The sequence below is a fragment of the Cupriavidus sp. 86D6 genome (genome assembly GCF_057815095.1).
Map to the genome: position 1 here is coordinate 138,973 of NZ_JBYPSB010000002.1, position 18,128 is coordinate 157,100.

Consider the following 18,128-nt stretch of genomic DNA (forward strand, 5'->3'; position numbering starts at 1 on the left):
AACTTTAGGGGATTGGTCATGTCGCTGCTGTCTCGCAAACCTTATATCGTCGCCATCGCCGTGATGGTGGCCGCCGCCGCCGTGTCGATGGCCAGCGCGCTGGTCGGTTAATCCGGCACCCGGCGCCGCCCCCGCAGCGCCAGCAACAACACGAGCACGCTGCCGGCCAATGCCGGCACGTTGCCCCAGCGGATATACGGCGTCAGGCCCTGCGTGCCCTGCACGTCCGCCGTCAGCGTACCCACTTCGAACGTCGGCAGCTTCGCCTGCACCGTCCCGTCCGGCCGGACCACGGCCGTCATGCCGGTATTGGTGGCGCGCAGCATCGGCCGGCGCATTTCCAGGGCCCGCATGCGCGAGATCTGCAGATGCTGGTCCAGCGCGATGGTGTCGCCGAACCAGGCCAGGTTGGTCACATTGGCCAGCAGGTTGGCGGGCGTGGCCTGCTGCCGCAGCGTGGCGGCGATTTCCTCGCCGAACAGATCCTCGTAGCAGATATTGGGCGCTACATGGATGCCTCGCACCGGCACCGCCGGCTGATCCAGCGTGCCGCGCCGGAAGTCGCCCAGCGGCATCTTCATCATGTTGACGAACCAGTGGAAGCCGAACGGGATGAATTCGCCGAACGGCACCAGGTGGTGCTTGTTGTACCGGTAAAGCGCCTCCAGCTCCGGCCCGATGGCGAACACGCTGTTGGTGAAGTCGACGGGCGAATCGGCGCCCGCCGCACCGAAGACCACGGTGGTGCCGGTCTTCTCCATATAGGTGCGCACATCCCTGGCGATATCCACCGGCAGGTCCTGCAGGATCACCGGGAACGCCGTTTCTGGCGTAACGACGAGGTCCGCCGGCGCCGCCGTGATCATGTCGCGGTACAGTTCCAGCGAACGCTGGATGCCCACCGGCTCGAACTTGATGTCCTGCGCCACGTTGCCTTGCAACAGCCGCACGCTGACAGGCTTGCCGATCGGGGCGGTGTACGCCACCGGCACCAGCGCCAGGCCGCCGCCCAGCGTGGCGGCCACCAGCCCGGCGGACCAGCCGGCGATGCGCGTGGCGCCCGGTTCGCCACGGCGCAGCGCGGCGCGTACGGCGGTGACCAGCAACGCCGATGTCGCCGCCGCAAGGAACGTGATGCCGTAGACGCCAAGCAGCGGCGCAAAGCCCGACAACGGGCCGTCGGTATGGGGATAGCCGCTACCGAGCCACGGGAAGCCCGTGAAAAGCACGCCGCGCAGCCATTCCGACAGCGCCCAGGCCGCGCCGAATGCCAGCGCGGTCAGGACGCCGCCACGGCCGCGGCCCGTCAGCCAGTGCCAGACGCCGGCGGCCAGCGCCGGCCATAGCGACAGGTACGCGCCGAACAGCACCACGGCCAGCGTGGCCATCCACGCCGGCATCTCGCCGTAGACGTGCATGCTGATATAGAGCCACCAGATCCCGGACAGGAACCAGCCCATGCCGAATGCGTATGCCGTGGCGGCCGCCGCGCGCGGGCGGCCCGCATCGGCAACCAGTGCCACCAGCCCGGCCAGCGACAGGATCTGCAGCCACCACCAGTCATGGGGCGCAAATGCCTGCGTATGGGCCACGCCCAGCGCGGCGGCGATCAGTAGCCGGAAAAGCATGCCCTGGCGCGATGCGCTGCGGGCGCCAGCGGAAGCGGAAGCGGAGGAAGGGGAAGATGGACCGGCACCGATCAGCGGATCGGCGCGACGGGTGCCCACGGCGTCGGGCGTGCCGGCGCGCTTCATGCGTCGGCCACGCCGTTGGTGTCGGCCGGAGCCTCGCGGTGTACCTGCAGCAGATGCACCTGGCGCGCGTCGGCGCGCAGCACTTCAAAGCGGATCGGCGGCAAGGTGATGACCTCGCCGCGATGCGGGACATGGCCCACGTGGTTGGTCAGCAGGCCGCCCACCGTGTCGACGTCTTCGTTCGGGAAGGCCGTGCCGAATGCCTCGTTGAACTGTTCGATCTCGGTCAGGCCGCGTACCCGCCAGGCGCCGTCCGCGGTTGGCAGAATCATGTCCTGGTCTTCGTCCAGATCGAATTCGTCCTCGATGTCGCCGACGATCTGCTCCAGTACGTCTTCGATCGTCACCAGCCCGGCCACGCCGCCGTACTCGTCGACAACGATCGCAATATGGTTGCGATTGATCCGGAATTCGCGCAGCAGGATGTTCAGGCGCTTGGACTCCGGAATGAACACGGCCGGGCGCAGCGTTTCGCGCAGGTCGAAATTCTCGTCGGTGTAGTAGCGCAGCAGATCCTTGGCCAGCAGGATGCCGATGATGTTGTCACGATTGCCCTCGTACACCGGAAAGCGCGAATGCGCCGTCTGCTGCATGTAGGGGATGAACGCTTCTGGCGTATCCGCGATGTTGACCGCATCCATCTGGGCACGGGGCACCATGATGTCGCGCGCCGTCAGCTCCGACACCTGGAACACACCCTCGATCATCGAGAGGGAGTCGGCGTCGATCAGGTTGCGCTCATGCGCGTCCTGCAGCACTTCCAGCAGTTCGGCGCGGGTGTCCGGCTCGGGGGAGATGAAATCCGAAAGGCGTTCGAGGAGGGATCGGGGCCGATCCTGCTGCCTGTAGCTGGCAGGCTTCGAACTGGGATAGGGGTCGTTCATGTCGCGGCTAGCGCGTGGTGGAGATCGTCTGAAGCATACACTAAAAGGCTTGCAGCCCCGTGACGGCCGGATTGCAATGGCGTCGGCATCACGGGGAGCAGCCCTTTGTGCTTATTCGCGCACAGGCTGGTACGGGTCGCTGAAGCCCAGCGCCTGCAGCGTTTCGGTTTCGATGGCCTCCATTTCCTCGGCCTCGGCGTCGTCCTCGTGCTCGTAGCCCTGCGCGTGCAGCACGCCGTGGACGATCAAATGTGCGTAGTGCGCCTCCAGCGGCTTCTTCTGCTGCTTTGCCTCGGCCTCCACCACCGGGCAGCACAGCACGATGTCGCCGGTCACGGGGTCGTCGGCGCCCTCGGCATAGGCAAATGTCAGGACATTGGTCGCGTAGTCCTTGCCCCGGTACGTGCGGTTCAGCGCGCGGCCTTCTTCCTCGTCCACGAAGCGGATGGTTAGCGCGGCATCGTCATACAGGGCCGACTTCACGCACTTTTCGATCTGCTTGCGGGACGGTACGCCGGGGCGCCTGCGCGTGCCGTCGCCGAACTGGATGTCGAGCTCCACCTCGGCCGGCGTGGCCGGCGTGCCCGTGGTGGTCACGATCGGCGTGGCCGTCACGGCGACCGACAGCGCGTCGCCGTTGTCGGGGCGCACCAGCAGGCCGGCCTGCTGGCGGGTGTCGGTGTGCTCGGCCAGCAGCGCCACCACGCCGTCATGGGCCTGCGACAGGTCGAGCGTCAGGCTGCGGCCGTCGGCCAGCTGGATGCGCACCGCGTGCGCCGATGCCTTGCGGGCGCGGCCGTCGGCATCGAACAGGACAACGCGCGTGGCGTCGGGCGTCTTGGTTGCGGGAGACTTCTTGGTCAAGTTCAGGCGTCCTTGTGCTGGGCGTGATATTCGTCGTAGGCATCCACGATGCGCGCCACCAGCGGATGGCGCACCACGTCGATGCTCGAAAAGCGGGTAAAAGCGACGCCGCGCACCTCGCGCAGCACGTGCTGCGCCTCCACCAGGCCGCTCTTCTGGCCGCGCGGCAGGTCGATCTGCGTGGTGTCACCGGTGATCACGGCCTTGGAGCCGAAGCCGATCCGCGTCAGGAACATCTTCATCTGTTCCGGCGTGGTGTTCTGGGCCTCGTCCAGGATGATGAAGGCGTGGTTCAGCGTGCGGCCGCGCATGTAGGCCAGCGGCGCGATCTCGATCATCTGGCGCTCGAACATCTTCTGCGTGCGATCGAAGCCGAGCAGGTCGTACAGCGCGTCGTACAGCGGGCGCAGGTACGGATCGACCTTCTGGGCCAGGTCGCCGGGCAGGAAGCCGAGCCGTTCGCCGGCCTCCACGGCCGGACGCGTCAGCACGATGCGCTTGACCGCGTCGCGTTCCAGCGCATCGACGGCGCAGGCCACGGCGAGGTAGGTCTTGCCGGTACCGGCCGGGCCGATGCCCAGCGTCAGGTCGTGCGACAGGACGTTGCGCAGGTACTCGCGCTGCATGGCCGTGCGGCCCTGCAGCCCGGCACGCCGCGTGTGCAGCACCGGCGAATCGTCTTCGAGATCGGGCGATCCGGCGTCGTCGCCGTTGCCGGGCAGGTAGGCGCCATGCGCGGCGATCTGGCGCGCCTCGACCAGCCCAAGCTGCACGTCGTCGATCGACAGCGTGACCTTGGCGTTGTTGTAGAAGCGCTCCAGCGCCAGCGCCGCGTCCTGCGCGCGCTCGCCGCGCACGGTCATGCGGTGGCCGCGACGCTGGATCGTCACGTCCAGCGCCTGTTCGATCTGGCGCAGGTTTTCATCCAGTGGCCCGCACAGGTTCTGCAGGCGCGTGTTGTCGTCCTTGGGGGCGACGAATTCTGCTGTCGGAATCTTCATAAAGGCTTATTGGCGGACAACGATTTCGCCGCGCAGCGAGTGCGGGAACGCCTGCGTGATGCTGACGTCCACCATCTGGCCGACCATGCGGTCGCGCTGCGCCTGGGGGATACCCGGCAGGGCGAAGTTGACCACCCTGTTGTTCTCGGTGCGGCCATGCAGTTCGGTCGGGTCCTTGCGGGCCGGCCCCTCCACCAGGATGCGCTGCACCGTGCCGACCATGCCCTGGCTGATCCGCACCACATTTTCTTCAATTGCGGCTTGCAGGATCTGCAGGCGGCGCAGCTTCACGTCATGCGGCGTGTCGTCGTGCAGGTTCGCGGCCGGCGTGCCGGGGCGCGGGCTGAAGATGAACGAGAACGACGTGTCGTAGCCGATGTCGTGCACCATGGCCATCAGCTTGTCGAAGTCGGCATCGGTTTCGCCGGGGAAGCCGATGATGAAGTCCGACGACATCGACATGTCCGGGCGGATCGTGCGCAGACGGCGGATGATGCTCTTGTATTCGAGCACGCTGTAGCCGCGCTTCATCGCCATCAGCACGCGGTCCGATGCATGCTGCACGGGCAGGTGCAGATGGTTCACAAGCTTGTCGCAGCGTTCGTACAGCTCCACCAGGCGCGAGGTGAATTCCTTCGGATGGCTGGTGGTGTAGCGGATGCGCTCGATGCCGGGAATCTCGGCCACGTATTCGATCAGCAGCGCGAAGTCGGCGATCTCGCTGGTGCCGCCCATCGTGCCGCGGTAGGCGTTCACGTTCTGGCCCAGCAGCGTGACCTCGCGCACGCCCTGGTCGGCCAGGCCGGCCACTTCGGCCAGCACGTCTTCGAACGGCCGCGACACTTCCTCGCCGCGCGTGTACGGCACCACGCAGTAGCTGCAGTACTTCGAGCAGCCTTCCATGATCGACACGAACGCGCTCGGGCCATCCACGCGCGCCGGGGGCAGGTGGTCGAACTTCTCGATTTCCGGGAACGAAATATCGACCTGCGACAGGCCGGTGGACTGGCGGCGGTTGATCAGGTCGGGCAGGCGGTGCAGCGTCTGCGGGCCGAACACGACGTCCACGTACGGGGCGCGCGAAACGATCGCCGCGCCTTCCTGGCTGGCCACGCAGCCACCCACGCCGATCACCAGGTCGGGCTTGGCGGCCTTCAGCGCCTTCATGCGGCCCAGTTCGGAGAACACCTTCTCCTGGGCCTTCTCGCGGATCGAGCAGGTGTTGAACAGGATCACGTCGGCGTCTTCGACGTTGTCCGTGGGCTCCATGCCCTGCGTGGCGTTCAGCACGTCCACCATCTTGTCCGAGTCGTACTCGTTCATCTGGCAGCCGTACGTTTTGACAAATACCTTCTTCATGGTGCCGGTCTCAGTGGTTTACCTGGGGGCATCAGGGCACAACAGGTCGATTCTTAAAGGGTCAGTGCGCAGCCTTCCAGGCCTTCACTTCCGCGTCGGTCAGTACCCATGCGGTCAGCAGCTGGCCATAGAGGTCGAGCTTGTAGCGCACGTTGAGCGTCTTGCCTGCCACCGCATTCGGATTGACCAGCACGGTGTCGGCGCTGAAGATCCGCAATCCGGGGGCCACGCCATGGGCCTTGCCATCGAGCTTTGCCTGTAGCGGGTCGGTGGCCGCCGGCCGCGCCAGCTCCAGGCGCGCCATCGGGGCGTCGGCCGGTATCACGCGTACGGGGGCGCCGGCCACCGCGAGGTTCGCCACCTGGGTCGTGACCTGGCCAGTGGACTGGTTTGTGGTCTGGGCGGTCTGCGCCATGGCAGGGACGGCGGACAACAGCAGCACTGCGGCGCACGCGATGTGCGACGAACGCGACAACGGCTTCAGCATGAAGGCTCCCGACAAGAAATACACCGATCGTTCTTGGAATACCGCCGGCGCCGGACGCCATCACGCTTGCAGCCATCGCGCAGGCAGGGTAACCCGCGATTTTACCCGTTTGCGCCGTGGCCGGGGGAACCGCAGGGCCGGCACGTGTGGCGTATCCGCCTCAGAACAGGCAGGATGCCTCCTGCAGCACACGCTGCTTGGACACGGTGCCCATCAGTTCGCGGCTGGCGGCATCGCGCACCAGTGGAATGCGGTTGATACCGTGCTCGGAGAAGATAGCCAGCGCGTCGCGCAGCCGGGAATCGGGCGTCAGGGACGGGAACGCCAGATCGCCCAGGGACAGGAGCGTGGCATCGGGCGCCTCGCACTGGGCGCGCTGGACGGCATGGATCGAGATCGCACCCAGCAGCGTGCCGGCTGTGTTCACCAGATACAGGTAGCGCGTGCCGGTCTCGGCGAACTTGTCGGCCGCCTGGGCCACGGTGGCGGTGGGATCGATCACGGTGCTGGTCGGATCACACAGCCCGGCCAGCCGCAGGCCGCGCGCGCGTTCGGCGGCCGCCGAGGCCTGCGCGCGCTCCACCACCACGCTGTAGAGCGACAGCGTCTGGCAGCGCGCCGCCGTGTAGTACGCCGCCACCGCGCCAATCATCAGCGGCAGCAGCAGCGTGGGCGCCAGCGTCATCTCGAAGACCATCAGGATCGACATCAGCGGTGCCTGGCTGGTGGCCGACAGGAAGGCCGTCATGCCGACCAGCGGCAGCACCGGCGTGGACGTGCCGCCCGGAATGCCCAGCGCCACCAGCTGGCCGAGGGCCGCGCCCACGAACATCGATGGCGTGAACACGCCGCCCACGGCACCCGAGCCCATGCTGACCACGGTTGCCAGCAGCTTGGCCAGCAGCACGCCCCAGACCGCCACCGACAGCGGTTCGTTGCGCAGGATGGTCTGGATCGTGTAGTAGCCGTTGCCTACCACTTCGGGCACCACGATGGCCAGCAGCCCGACCAGCAGGCCGCCCAGCGCCAGGCGCGCCACCGGGCCGCCGGGCACGTGGCGGAATCCGTTGCGGGCCAGCGTGTTGGCGCGCATGAAGACTGCGCCCGACACCCCGGCGATCAGGCCGATGCCGGCGGCGGCCAGCAGCAGGTGCGGTTGCTGGAGCAGGTCGGGGCCGATATGCAGGCCCGTGTACAGCGGTTCGAGGCCGCCGTGCCACTGGCTGACCATGGTGCCGGCCACCGACGCCAGAAGCAGCGGCATCAGGCGCTGCACGGCCAGGGCGCCAAACACGACTTCGGCCACGAATACCGCGGCCGACAAGGGCGTGTGATAGGCGGTGGCCAGGCCGGCCGCCGCGCCGCAGGCGGTCAGCATGCGCCGCATGTTGCTGTCGCCGGTGGCCTGGTCGGCGCGCCCGGACGGGAAGATCGATCCGGCCAGCGCGGCCAGCTGGATCATCGCGCCTTCCTTGCCCACCGAGCTGCCCGAGACGATCGAGCAGAACGACGACAGCGCACGCAGCAGCGTGATGCGTACCGGCAGCCGGCCGGTGCCGCGCGCCACGGCTTCCATGTATTCGCTGGGCAGGGTCTCGTTGCGGGCATAGTGCCGTGCCGCCACCAGCAGCGCGCCGGCCAGGGCGCCGCCCACCACCGGGATCACGACCCGCCACGCCAGGGCCAGGCCCGCGAAGATCAGCACGATATCGGCGTCCTTTCCAAACATGACCAGGCCGCTGGCCTCCAGCGCGTCCTTGAACAGCGTGGTCACGATGCCGGCCAGCAGCCCGACGGGGATGGCCGCAAAGAGCGTGACTTCCTGGTCTTCGAGGAAACGGAACCGCATGGCGATGGGGAAGGGCGAGGGAAGGGGGCGCGCCGGCACCGGTGGCCGTCATGATAGCGCAGCGCCACCTGGCGCCGACAAGCGGCGCGCCGCTTTCCACAGACTGGTACACTACGGGCCTTTCCAGCCCGGGAACGGGGGCAATCGACCCATCCCGCCGGCCCTGACCCTCAGGTACGGTTCTCTACCCGAGCTGCCCCACGATTGGCGCACATCTGCTGCGCAACGGGCAGCCGAAGCGTCATTTCATGTCTTTTTCCGATCTTGGCTTGTCCGACAAGCTGGTGCGTGCCGTGGCCGAACAGGGCTACACCACGCCGACCCCGATTCAGGCGCAAGCCATTCCCGCAATTCTGAAAGGTGGCGATCTGCTCGCCGGCGCCCAGACCGGCACCGGCAAGACCGCCGGCTTCACCCTGCCGATGCTGCAGCTGCTGGCCGAAGGGGCGGCGCACCACCCCGCGCCGCGCGGCGGCCGCCCGCAGGTCCGCGCCCTGGTGCTGACCCCCACGCGTGAACTGGCCGCCCAGGTCGAGGAAAGCGTGCGCAACTACGGCAAGTACCTGAAGCTGCGCTCGATGGTGATGTTCGGTGGCGTCGGCATCAATCCGCAGATCGACGCGCTCAAGCGTGGCGTAGACATCGTGGTGGCCACGCCCGGCCGCCTGCTCGATCACGTGTCCCAGCGCACCATCGACCTGTCCCACGTGGAACTGCTGGTGCTCGATGAAGCCGACCGCATGCTCGACATGGGCTTCATCCACGACATCCGCAAGATCCTGAACGTGCTGCCGGCCAAGCGGCAGAACCTGCTGTTCTCGGCCACGTTCTCGGACGATATCCGCGCGCTGGCCGACCGCCTGCTGAACAATCCCGCGTCGATCGAGGTGGCCCGCCGCAACACCACGGCCGAAACCGTGGCGCAGCGCGTGTTCCCCGTGGACCGCGACCGCAAGCGCGAACTGCTGGCCCATCTGGTGCGCCAGCACGACTGGCACCAGGTGCTGGTCTTCACGCGTACCAAGCACGGCGCCAACCGCCTGGCGGAACAACTGACCAAGGACGGCCTGTCCGCGCTGGCCATCCACGGCAACAAGAGCCAGTCGGCCCGCACCCGCGCGCTGACCGAGTTCAAGGCCGGCACGCTGCGCCTGCTGGTGGCCACCGACATCGCCGCGCGCGGCATCGATATCGACCAGCTGCCGCACGTGGTGAACTTCGACCTGCCCAACGTGCCCGAGGACTACGTGCACCGTATCGGCCGCACGGGCCGCGCGGGCGCCGAGGGCGAGGCAATCTCGCTGGTCTGCGTCGACGAACATGGCCTGCTGCGCGATATCGAACGCCTGATCAAGCGCCAGATCGAACAGGTGACGCTGCCCGGGTTTGAAGTGGACCCGAGCATTGCCGCCGAGCCGATCCAGAAGGGCCGCCAGCAACGTGGCGGCGCGCAGCAGGGCCGTGGCGGCCAGCCGCGCGGCAACGGCGGCGGCAATGCCAATGGCGGCGAGCGCCGCGCCCCGCGTGCCCCGCAAGGGCCGCGTCAGGAATCGGCCGGTCAGCCAGGCCAGCCGCGCCAGCCGCGTGCCGCACAGGGCGCGCAGCCGGCACGTGGCGAAGGCCGCAACGGCAATGGCAATGGCAATGGCAACGGTGCAGGCAATGGCGCCGCCAAGCCGGCCGGCCCGCGTCCGCAGCAGGCCCGGTCGCCACAGCAACCGCGCCCGCAGCAGGCGCGGCCCCAGCAGCCGCGTCCTGCACAGGATGCCGTGGCTGCGGCACCGGCCCGCAATCGCCGCCCGGCGCCGCAGGCCGCGCTGCTTGGCGGCAGCCGCAAGCCCGCTCCCTGATCGGACCCAACCATGGCCAGCCCGGATAACCCGCTGTCAGACGACGATGTCCCCTACGCGGGGCTGACGCCCGAGTGCATCCTGGATGCGCTGGAGGCGGCGGGCTTCTATCCGGATGGGCGTCTACTGGCCCTGAACAGCTACGAGAATCGCGTCTGGCAGGCCGGCATCGAGGATGCCTCGCCCGTGGTGGTCAAGTTCTACCGGCCTGGCCGATGGAGCGACGCGGCCATCCTCGAAGAACATGCCTTTGTGCAACAGCTGGCCGATGCGGAGATTCCCGCCGTGCCGGCACTGCCGCTGCCGATGGGCGACGCGTCGGCCAGCACGCTGCTGGCGCACGCGGGCTTCCGCTTTGCCGTGTTTGCGCGCTGCGGCGGCCGCGAGCCGCCGCTGGACCAGGCCGCCACGCGCACCTGGCTGGGCCGCTTCATCGGCCGCATTCATGCCTGTGGCGCGGCCACGGCCTACCAGGCACGGCCGGCGCTCGATATCGACACGTTCGGCGTGGCCCCGCGCGACTATCTGCTCGATCACGACTGCATTCCCGCCGATCTGCTGGCGCCGTGGCGCACGGCCGTGGACCTGGCGCTCGATGCGGTGCGCCGCTGCTACGAGCGTGCGGGCGACGTTCGCCTGCTGCGCCTGCATGGCGATTGCCATCGCGGCAATGTGCTGTGGATCGACGAAGCCGATGCGCGCGGCCGGGGCACGCCCGGGCCGCACTTCGTCGACTTCGACGACAGCCGCATGGGCCCGGCGGTGCAGGACATCTGGATGCTGCTGGAAGGCGATCGCGCCGCGATGCAGGACCAGCTGGCCGACATCGTGGCCGGCTACGAGGACTTTGCCGATTTCGATACGCGCGAGCTGTGGCTGGTAGAGGCGCTGCGCACGCTGCGCCTGCTGCACTACAGCGCCTGGCTGGCCAGCCGCTGGCGCGATCCCGCGTTCCCGGCCGCGTTTCCGTGGTTCGGCACGGCGCGCTACTGGCAGGATCGCATCCTCGAACTGCGCGAACAGATCGCGCTGATGGACGAACCGCCGCTCTGGGCGGTCTGATCCATCCGCATCGGCCCTTCCTGGCCCGCCCGGGCCGGTGATTACGTCAAGCCTGCGGCTTGACCTTTTCCTCCGCTTTCACCATCACCACCGGGCAAGGGGCCTGCGCCAGAACGCGGCCGGCTACCGACCCGAGTACGGCGTCGAAGAACGACCCGCGCCCGTGGGTGCCCATGACGATGGCGCTGGCATTCACCGACTTCGCATGGCTCAGGATCTTCTCGGGCGGATAGCCATGCAGCGCGTGGCGCTCGAACGGGATCTTCGCCGCTTCCAGGATGGCGCAGACCGGTGTCATGGCCTTGTCGCTGGCCTCGTTGTGCCAGGCGTCGATGGTTTCCTTGCTGACGAAGGCACGCACCTGGCCCGTGACATCGGGCGACACGTGAATCACATGCACCGTGAAGCCGGCCTGCAGCAGCTTGCCATCGGCCAGAAAGCGTGCGGCGGCGTCGCTGAAGGCGGAACCGTCGGTGGCAAGCACGATCGTGGACATCGGGGGCATGGCATCTCCTTGGTTGAAACGCTACGGGCGCACGGCTGGCGCGACGTGATCATCATGGCACGCGGACCGTGCTCACACCGTAACGTAGATCAAATCAACGCGTAATTTTTAAGGATTTCACGATTGTCATCTGCGTGGCGATGTGATCCAGCGCTGTCGTCAGCGTGCGTGCTTCGGCCCCCTCGTGGACGCAACTACTCAACACCTGAAATTTCCGTAAGAAAACCCGGAAGTTTCAGCATGCATTTTCAGCCCGTTCTGCCGCAGGCGAGGCGCAGGAACGCCTAAGCTGCCCGCTGTTCGCATTCACGGAGACCTGGCATGCCCAACGCAATCGTTATTGATCCGCATATCGCCGTTCGCAAGACGGTCTGCAACATCCTGGAGACAGTCTCCGGCTTCGAGGAAGTCCGCGTTGCCGCCGGCGGCGCCCCCGGCCTGCTGGCGCTGCGCGACCGCCCGGCCAATCTGGTCGTCATGGATCTGCAGCTCGACGACCTGCCCGGCGACGCCGTGCTCGAGGAAGTGGTGTCGACCTGGCCGGTCACATGCGTGCTGGTGCTGTCGGCGCAGCGGCGCGCCGCGGAGCGCGCATTACTGGGCGGCGCCCATGGATTTATCGACAAGGGCGCCGGGCTCGAAGGGCTGGCCGACGCCGTGCGTGCACTGATGAGCGGCTACGCGGCGTTTCCGCTGAAGTCGTTGCCGACCTTCCGCCGCGCAGCGGCCAACCCGGCGGACCCGAAGGCGCTGCTGAGCCGCCGTGAGCTGACCGTGCTGCGTCTGCTGGCGGTGGGCCATTCCAACAAGGCGATTTCCGATGTGCTGGAGATCAGCAACAAGACCGTCAGTTCGCACAAGGCCAGCATCATGGACAAGCTGGGGCTGGGCTCGCTGATCGATCTGGCGGAATTCGCGCGCGTGCATCGGCTCCTGCCCCTGGAGGGCGAGCCGGGGCCCCGGGTGCCCAAGCCGCGCGTCAGGCGGGGCGACGCCGCGGCGTTCTAGGCGTCGCCCGCGTACGCTAGTCCTTCATGCCGATAACATCCGCGCGCCGGGCCATCAGCCATTCGCGCAGCACCTTCACCGCCGGCACGTCGGCGCGGTCAGGGCGGCGAATCAGGTAGTAGCCGCGCCGCGAGGGCAGGGAAGCGTGATTGAGCTGCACCACACGGCCCTCGCGCAGGCTGTCGGCGACGGCATAGTCGGGCACCAACGCGGCACCGAGCCCGGCTTCGGCGGCCTTGAGCGCGAACGTGACGAGGTTGTACTGCGTGCCCGGCGGCAGCGGCAGGGCGATGCTGGCGTCGAGATCGCGCAGGTAGCTGGCCCACGCGCTGGGCGCGGTCGTGTGGTGCAGCAGCGGCAGCGCCGCGATGCGGCTGGCCGGCAGCGGCAGCCGGCCGGGTACCAACTCGCGCGCCGCCACGGGCAGGCTGCGCACGCCGTGCAGCAGATCGGCGCTGTCGTCGTCGAGGCCGTCCTCGGCATAGACAATGGCGGCGTCCAGCCCCGCGTCGCGCAACGATACCGCCCCGATGTGGTTCGCCACGTGGATGCGGATCTCGGGATGCGCCGCCGCGAAGCCGCACAGGCGCGGCATGACCCATAGCAGCCCGAACGTGTTCGGCACCGAGAAGCGCACCTCGCGCATCCGCTGGGCGGCGCCCGAGGCGGCCACCGTTGCCGCTTCCAGCTGATCCAGCAGCGGCCGGATGCGTGCCAGGTAGCCGGCGCCTTCGTCGCTCAGCGCCAGCCGGGCGTTGTTGCGCGCGAACAGCGTCGTGCCTAGAAAGCTTTCGAGATCGAGCAGCTGCTTGCTGACCGCGCCCTGGCTCAGGCCCAGTTCGTCGGCGGCGGCTGTCACGCTGCCCCGGCGCGCGATGGTCTCGAACGTGTTCAGGTTGACCACGGAGGGGATATGACGTCTTGCGGGATGCTTCATGTCATCAAAAAAAGGAATGGCCGCTTGCCGAAACTTCGATATACAGCCGCGCGGCGCGGGGCGCAACATAGCGCGTTCCTACTGAGATTGCACGCTTGCCGCGAGGTTACCGATGACGATACCCCAGAGACGCAAAGCCATTGAAATTCTTAAAACCGGTGCCGTGATCACGGGGATGATGGCCGGGCTGCTCGGCCCATGTGCCGCCGGCACCGCCCACGCCGCCGAATGGCCCGCCGGCAAGCCGCTCACGCTGATCGTGCCGGCGGCGGCGGGCAGCACGCCTGACCAGTCGAGCCGCAAGCTGGCGCAGTACCTGGGCGACAAGCTCGGCACATCGGTGGTGGTGGACAACCGGCCCGGCGCGGCAGGCAGCATCGCCATGCAGACGCTGGTGCGCAGCCGGCCGGACGGCTACACCATCGGCTTCGGGAATATCGTGACGATGGCGATCAACCGCAGCCTGCTGGCGCGCCCAGGCTATGACCCCGACAAGGACCTGGTGCCGGTCTGCGCGACCACGACTGTCCCGAACATCCTGGCCGTGAGCCCCGGCCTGCCGGTGCGTAACCTCAGGGAACTGATCGACTACGCGCGCAAGAATCCGGGCCGGCTGACGATGGGCTCGGGCGGCAACGGCACCACCAGCCATCTGAGTGGCGAAATGCTCAAGGACCAGGCGCACATCGCATTTCGCCATATTCCATACCGTGGCGCGCCGCAGGCGCAGATCGACGTCATCAGCGGCCAGGTCGACTTCATGTTCGACAACGTGCCGTCCATCATCGCCGCCGTGCAGGGCAACAAGCTGCGCGCCATCGCGGTGACCAGCAAGGCGCGGCTGCCGGCGCTGCCGAATGTGCCGACGATGGAGGAATCCGGCCTGCCCGGCTTCGAGGTCAATGCCTGGGGTGGCATCGTGGCGCCCGCCGGCACGCCCCGGCCCGTGGTGGAGCGGCTGAACCGCGAGATCAATGCCTACCTGCAGCTGCCGGCGACGCGCAAGGAAGCCGAGCAGAACGGATCGGTGGTGGTGGGCGGTTCGCCCGAGGCCTTCGCCCAGATGATCGGCAAGGAAAGCCGCAAATGGGGCGACCTGATCCGCAAGACAGATATCAAGCTCGACTGAAAGGGGAGACCAGCATGTTCGATGTGATCCTGCGCGGCGGCGACGTGATCGACGGCACCGGCGCGGCGCGCTACCGTGCCGACGTGGCCATCGAAGGTGGCCGTATCGTGTTCATTGGCGATGCCACGGGCCAGCGCGCCGTCCGCGAGATCGACGTGGCCGGCATGGTCGTGGCGCCGGGCTTTATCGACAGTCACGCGCACGACGACCGCGCCGTTCTGGAGTCGCCGGGCATGGCGCCGAAGATCTCGCAGGGCGTGACGACTGTCGTGAACGGCAACTGCGGCATCAGCCTGGCGCCGTACAGGCAGAGCGGCGGGGACCCGCCGCTGCCGCTGCGGACGGTCGAACCGCAATGGCGCTTTGCCGAGTTCGGTCAGTATCTCGACGCGCTGGACGCCACGCCGGCCGCCGTCAACGTGGCATCGCTGGTGGGCCATACGGCATTGCGCGCGGTGCATCAGGCCGATCTCGACCGGCCTGCCACGGGCGCCGAGGTCGAAGCCATGCGCCAGGCTGCCAACGCCGCGCTGGAGCAGGGGGCGATCGGCCTTTCCACGGGCACTTTCTACCCGCCGGCGGCGTCCGCGCCGGCCGAGGAAATCATCGGCGTGGGGCGCGACCTGAAGCGGTTCGGCGGCGTCTATGCCACGCACATGCGCACCGAGGGCGATGGCGTGATCGAGGCCATCGAGGAGTCGGCCCGGATTGCGCGGGCCATCGACGTCAAGCTTGTGATCTCGCACCACAAGGTCATCGGCAAGCCCAACTTCGGCCGCACCCGCGAAACGCTGGCGCGCATCGGCGAACTGGGCCGTGCGCAGAAGATCTGCCTGGACTGCTACCCGTACACGGCCTCGTCGTCGCTGCTACGCCGCGAACGGCTGGCCATCAGCGACGAGATCCTGATTACCTATTCGCAGTCCGAGCCCAGGAGCGCCGGCCGCAAGCTGTCCGATCTGGCGCAGGAATGGCAGTGCTCGCGCGCCGAGGCGCTGGACCGCGTGATGCCAGGCATGGGCATGTATTTCTTCATGGATGAAGGCGATGTCCAGCGCGTGCTGGCGTATCCCGACACGATGATCGGGTCCGACGGGATTCCGTCCGACGACTACCCGCATCCACGCCTGTGGGGCACCTTCACGCGCCTGCTGGGCCACTACAGCCGCGATCTCGGACTGCTGACGCTGGAGGAGACGGTCCACAAGATGACCGGCATGACCGCGCACGCCTTCGGACTGGCAGGGCGCGGCGAGATCCAGGAGGGCAATGCGGCAGACGTCACCGTGTTCGATCCGAAGACCGTGAAGGATGTGGCCAGCTATCTCGACCCGCAGCAGCCGTCGGCCGGCATCGCACACGTGTTCGTGAACGGGCAGGCCGTGTGGGAGCACGGCGCGGCGACCGGCGCGCGGCCGGGGCGGAGCCTGCGGCGCGCGGCGCGCTGACGCCCGCCGGGGGCGGGGTTGGCCGGTCCCCTGTACGGGCTGGCCCGGCCCTGGCGGGCCCTTATCCGGCATAATCCCAGCCACACCGCGCCGCATCCGGGGCGGCACGGTATTGACTGGGCTTTGCAAATGAACGCGCCGAAGACGGAGACGTCAGACAACTCGCACGAACGCCAATTGGACGACGACTGTCCGCTGCACTGGTTCGACGCGGACCGGGGCGCGTTCGAAGACCTCGAGCGACGCATCGCCGAGCATCCCGCCGACTTCTTCGCCAGCCAGGATTTCGATCCGGTTGGCGCGTGCGCCACGCGCGAGGCGCAGTTTTCCTCGGTAGACCTGCCCGAAGATCCGACCGCGCCGCAGGTGCACGCCGATCATCTGTTGCACGATGTGTTCCGCCACGTGATGCCGGTGGCGTCGCCGAGCTTCATCGGCCATATGACGTCGTCGCTGCCGTCGTTCATGCCGTCGCTGGCCAAGATCGTGGCGGCGCTGAACCAGAACGTCGTGAAGCTGGAAACCTCCGGCGCGCTCACCGGCCTGGAACGCCAGGTCATCGGCATGCTGCACAAGCTGGTCTTCGCGCGCGACGGCGGCTTCTACGCGCAGTGGCTGCACAACCCCGAGCATTCGCTTGGCGCGTTCTGCGCGGGCGGCACCACGGCCAACCTGGCGGCGCTCTGGGCCAGCCGCAACAACGTGCTGCGCGCACGCGACGGCTTCCCGGGCATCCACAGTGCGGGCCTGATGGCGGCGCTGCGCCACTACGGCTACGACGGGCTGGCAATCGTGGTGTCCGAGCGTGGCCACTATTCGCTGCGCAAGGCCGCCGACGTGCTGGGGATCGGGCGTGACAACCTGGTGCCGGTGGCGGTCGATGGCGATGGCCGCATGCGGATCGACAAGCTCCGCGAAACGCTCGCGGACCTCAAGGCGCGCAATGTCCGCACGATGGCCATTGTCGGCATCGCCGGATCGACCGAGACCGGCGCCGTGGACCCGCTGGACGCGATGGCCGACGTGGCGCAGGAAGCTGGCTGCCACTTCCACGTCGATGCCGCCTGGGGCGGCGCGACCTTGCTGTCCGAGCGCGAACGCGGGCGCTTTGCCGGCATCGAGCGGGCCGATTCCGTGGTGATCGACGCACACAAGCAGTTCTACGTGCCGATGGGCGCCGGCATGGTGCTGTTCCGCGATCCGGCCTGGACGCAGGAGATCATCCAGCACGCGAACTACATCGTGCGCAAGGGTTCCGTCGACCTGGGCCGCCACACGCTGGAAGGCTCGCGCGGCGCTGCGGCCGTGATGCTCTATGCCAACCTGCACCTGCTGGGACGCAAGGGCCTGGCCAGGCTGATCGACACCGGCATCGACAACGCGAAGTTCTTTGCCGGACTGATCACGCAGCAGCCCGATTTCGAACTCGACAGCCGGCCACAGCTTTGCATCCTGACGTACCGCTACGTGCCCCAAGCCGTGCGCGCGGCGCTGCTGTCGGCGTCTACCCCGGCGCAGAAGCGCGAGCAGATCCAGCAGGCGCTGGACGCGCTGACCATCAGCATCCAGGAGATGCAGCGCGACGCCGGGCGGTCGTTCGTGTCGCGCACGCAGCTGACATCGTCGCAATGGGGCGGCAGGGCCATCGCGGTGTTCCGCGTGGTGCTGGCCAACCCCGATACGACGCACGACATCCTGCGCGGCGTACTGGCCGAGCAGCGCACGCTGGCCGCGCAGAGCCCGATGCTGGCGCCGTTGATGGCGCTGGTCTGAGCCTCGGGCAACCGCCGCGACGGCTGGCCCAGATACGTTGCGATGGCCCGGGCCCGGCGACGGGCCGTTGCGCAGCCCCAAAGCAAAAAGCCGCAATCCCGTGAGAGATTGCGGCTTTTCTAATAGATGGTGGCGAATCAGGGATTCGAACCCCGGACCTGCGGATTATGATTCCGTCGCTCTAACCGACTGAGCCGAAAGGACTTTTTTCCGCCTCG

15 protein-coding genes are annotated in these 18,128 nt (G+C 67.8%); 6 read left to right on the forward strand and 9 right to left on the reverse strand.

The window, feature by feature from the left end:
• Positions 1-107: 107 nt before the first annotated feature.
• The 7 genes from lnt to AC3G88_RS05755 all read right to left on the reverse strand — a co-directional run bounded on the left by lnt (position 108) and on the right by AC3G88_RS05755 (position 8,198).
• On the reverse strand, positions 108-1,628 hold the full coding sequence (gene lnt, locus AC3G88_RS05725) for an apolipoprotein N-acyltransferase (RefSeq protein WP_488893348.1): 1,521 nt from the start codon (positions 1,626-1,628) through the stop codon (positions 108-110).
• A 122-nt stretch (positions 1,629-1,750) separates the two neighbouring features.
• Complete coding sequence (locus AC3G88_RS05730) at positions 1,751-2,638, reverse strand: CorC family transporter (protein ID WP_488770875.1); 888 nt, start codon at positions 2,636-2,638, stop codon at positions 1,751-1,753.
• A 111-nt stretch (positions 2,639-2,749) separates the two neighbouring features.
• Positions 2,750-3,502 (reverse strand): rRNA maturation RNase YbeY, encoded by a 753-nt coding sequence (gene ybeY / locus AC3G88_RS05735; RefSeq protein WP_488770876.1) that lies wholly within the window; start codon positions 3,500-3,502, stop codon positions 2,750-2,752.
• 2 nt (positions 3,503-3,504) lie between these two features.
• Positions 3,505-4,503, reverse strand: a complete 999-nt coding sequence (locus tag AC3G88_RS05740; RefSeq protein ID WP_153946592.1) for a PhoH family protein — start codon at positions 4,501-4,503, stop codon at positions 3,505-3,507.
• A 6-nt stretch (positions 4,504-4,509) separates the two neighbouring features.
• Positions 4,510-5,862, reverse strand: a complete 1,353-nt coding sequence (gene miaB / locus AC3G88_RS05745) for a tRNA (N6-isopentenyl adenosine(37)-C2)-methylthiotransferase MiaB (RefSeq protein WP_488770877.1) — start codon at positions 5,860-5,862, stop codon at positions 4,510-4,512.
• Between the two features lie 61 nt (positions 5,863-5,923).
• Positions 5,924-6,349, reverse strand: a complete 426-nt coding sequence (locus AC3G88_RS05750; protein ID WP_488770878.1) for a hypothetical protein — start codon at positions 6,347-6,349, stop codon at positions 5,924-5,926.
• 160 nt (positions 6,350-6,509) lie between these two features.
• Positions 6,510-8,198 carry a ClcB-like voltage-gated chloride channel protein gene (locus tag AC3G88_RS05755; RefSeq protein ID WP_488893196.1) on the reverse strand — a complete coding sequence of 563 codons (1,689 nt, stop codon included), beginning with the start codon at positions 8,196-8,198 and terminating at the stop codon, positions 6,510-6,512.
• 248 nt (positions 8,199-8,446) lie between these two features.
• Between AC3G88_RS05755 and AC3G88_RS05760 the strand changes: the two genes are divergently transcribed.
• A complete protein-coding gene (locus tag AC3G88_RS05760) occupies positions 8,447-10,048 on the forward strand; it encodes a DEAD/DEAH box helicase (RefSeq protein ID WP_488893197.1) in 1,602 nt (533 codons plus the stop codon).
• 12 nt (positions 10,049-10,060) lie between these two features.
• Positions 10,061-11,110 (forward strand): serine/threonine protein kinase, encoded by a 1,050-nt coding sequence (locus AC3G88_RS05765; RefSeq protein WP_488770881.1) that lies wholly within the window; start codon positions 10,061-10,063, stop codon positions 11,108-11,110.
• A gap of 46 nt (positions 11,111-11,156) precedes the next feature.
• Here the strand turns inward: AC3G88_RS05765 and AC3G88_RS05770 are convergent, their stop codons facing one another.
• Entirely contained in the window at positions 11,157-11,606 is a 450-nt protein-coding gene (locus AC3G88_RS05770) for a universal stress protein (RefSeq protein WP_488771350.1), read from the reverse strand.
• A gap of 330 nt (positions 11,607-11,936) precedes the next feature.
• Here AC3G88_RS05770 and AC3G88_RS05775 point away from each other — a divergent pair, with 330 nt between their 5' ends.
• Entirely contained in the window at positions 11,937-12,623 is a 687-nt protein-coding gene (locus AC3G88_RS05775) for a LuxR C-terminal-related transcriptional regulator (RefSeq protein WP_488893198.1), read from the forward strand.
• Positions 12,624-12,639: 16 nt separating this feature from the next.
• Here AC3G88_RS05775 and AC3G88_RS05780 read toward each other — a convergent pair whose 3' ends face one another.
• Complete coding sequence (locus AC3G88_RS05780; RefSeq protein ID WP_488893199.1) at positions 12,640-13,560, reverse strand: LysR substrate-binding domain-containing protein; 921 nt, start codon at positions 13,558-13,560, stop codon at positions 12,640-12,642.
• 112 nt (positions 13,561-13,672) lie between these two features.
• On the opposite strand from AC3G88_RS05780, the gene AC3G88_RS05785 reads away from it, so the two are divergent.
• From AC3G88_RS05785 to panP, 3 genes are all read left to right on the forward strand, one after another.
• The gene (locus AC3G88_RS05785; protein WP_488893200.1) at positions 13,673-14,689 is read left to right on the forward strand and encodes a Bug family tripartite tricarboxylate transporter substrate binding protein; all 1,017 of its coding nucleotides are present in this window, start codon (positions 13,673-13,675) and stop codon (positions 14,687-14,689) included.
• Between the two features lie 14 nt (positions 14,690-14,703).
• On the forward strand, positions 14,704-16,137 hold the full coding sequence (locus AC3G88_RS05790; RefSeq protein WP_488893201.1) for an N-acyl-D-amino-acid deacylase family protein: 1,434 nt from the start codon (positions 14,704-14,706) through the stop codon (positions 16,135-16,137).
• A 129-nt stretch (positions 16,138-16,266) separates the two neighbouring features.
• The gene (gene panP, locus AC3G88_RS05795) at positions 16,267-17,910 is read left to right on the forward strand and encodes a pyridoxal-dependent aspartate 1-decarboxylase PanP (protein ID WP_488893202.1); all 1,644 of its coding nucleotides are present in this window, start codon (positions 16,267-16,269) and stop codon (positions 17,908-17,910) included.
• Positions 17,911-18,128 lie beyond the last annotated feature (218 nt).